Origin of the sequence: Streptococcus pluranimalium (assembly GCF_047785705.1) — a bacterium.
Lineage (GTDB): Bacteria > Bacillota > Bacilli > Lactobacillales > Streptococcaceae > Streptococcus > Streptococcus pluranimalium_A.
Genome location: NZ_JBLOJV010000080.1, coordinates 1 through 1,921, shown reverse-complemented (window position 1 = coordinate 1,921; position 1,921 = coordinate 1). Strand labels below are relative to the sequence as shown.

Below are 1,921 nucleotides of genomic sequence, written 5' to 3'. Positions count from 1 at the left end.
GGCATCCAGTCTTAGCGTCTCAGCCGAGAGTCCCCAGGCGGCAGATCAAGGGGCCACAGCCCAGCCTGACCAAGACCCGCAGCCAGTGGCAGTGGAGGTCAAAGCGCTCCACCTAGCTCCTATCGCCAAGACAGGCCTGGTCTGGAGCACCTCCCTCACCCCAGAAGATTTTCTAACCAACAGCGCTGACCTCAAAGCCCAAGGTGCCAGCATTAGTTTTGCCCAAAGACAGCCAATGCCAGATGCCACCAGTGTCAGCCTCACAGTCACCTATCCAGATGGGACCAAGACCCTTATCCAAGTCCCCCTCACACAGATGGTCCAACCAGCTGAGGCAGCTTCAAGCCCAGCACCAGCTGCAGAGGCAGCGGCATCAGTGCCAGAAAGCCCAGCCGCTCTTGAAAGCGCCCCCGCTGACAGTCAAGCGCAACCAGACTCAGAAGCCCAAGCAGAAGCAGACCAAGGCAAGAAAAGGGTGAAGCGAGCCGAACCCTTGTCTACCCCTGTAAAAGGCGAAGTCATAGGGACAGACTCCATTGAGGTTGAGGGAGAGAAGCTCTTACTTGTGGATCCTGTTAAACCAGAAGACTACAATTCTGATGCCAACACCTTGACCTTGAGAGGTCAAGGAAAGCCAGGGGAGAGATTGAGAATTGATGTAAAAGTTGAAGTCCCGTTCAGTTTAAAAGCCCCTCAATTTTATATCCGTGATATGGGATTTAATCAAAAAATGAGCTTTGAAGTAGAAATCTCTCCTCAAGGAAAATGGGAAAAGACAGTAGATTTAACCTCGAATAATATCAGATTATCACCTGATTTAACCCATGTCACCTATAACAATGAAAAGCTTAAAGAGTATGTAAATGCCAACGTAGATCGAATTTCGTCGTATAACATTGCAATTTCGTTTGATGCCTATTATTTGTCGAATACTTATTCTTTGGGAAATAATCAAAGGGACAAGGAGTCCTTATATTATCATAAGTCACGAAATAGGTTGAATGGTTTTGATAATCCTTTAGAAGCAGACGTAAATCCCAGTCATAGGTTAGTTAAGAAAGGTGTAATAGTCAGAAAATTCAAGAAGAATCAGACTGAATTTTACATTGTTCTTAAACGTCAAACCGACCCAGTTGATGTTTCCTCCAGATACGTTGATTCTAACAGCGCAAAAAAATATGAGCTAACATCTGAATACGTCGGACTGTTTTATAGGGAACTATTCTCTGGACATGATTCGAGAATTCTCTCAGAAGCATCTCGAGAGCAATCTTTAGGGTATCTGGACTGGGGGTTGTTAGAGCCATATTATAAATATGAGGGCAGTCAAATTCGACAGATTCCAGACTTCTTACTTGTGAAAATTACCGTACCTGACATTGTAGCTAAAAAAAGAGAACTTCACGAGGCTCCTTTTTCTTTGAGAACACTGACAGATAACGAGCTAAATTCTTATGTTTCAATTTTTACTTATAGGATAGTTCCTGCCCTAGGCGACCCCATTGACGTGCCAGACCTTGAAGCCATCAGCCCAGAAGACCGCCAGCGTGCCCTAGTTCACTTCAAGGCCATCAACCAAGACACGCCACATTTCCTAAAAGGAGTCGCAGGTGGCATTGATAGCCAGGTCACCATTGACGAGAAGGGCAACATCACAGTGACATACGATGATTACTCGACAGACGTCATCCCCTACACCCAGCTCTTTAAAAAGGTAGAGCAGCTGGCCCTGGTCAACCAGCCCAAGCTCCAAGCCATCACCCCAACCACAGTTGAGGACATGACCGCCCTTGAAGCGCCAGAAAAAGCCGCCATCAAGGCAGAGATCCTCCTCAAAAACCCTGACCTAGTCGCCCTCCTCAAAGACGGCGAAGACGGCATCAACGTCAGCCCAACCGGTGACGTCACCCTGACCTACACT

General features: G+C 47.1%; 1 protein-coding gene. It reads left to right on the top strand.

Translation table 11 applies throughout. From position 1 onward, the window contains the following. The coding region (locus tag ACMZ6Z_RS09325) for a hypothetical protein (RefSeq protein ID WP_416132253.1) at positions 1 to 1,921 on the top strand (1,921 nt) is incomplete at both ends.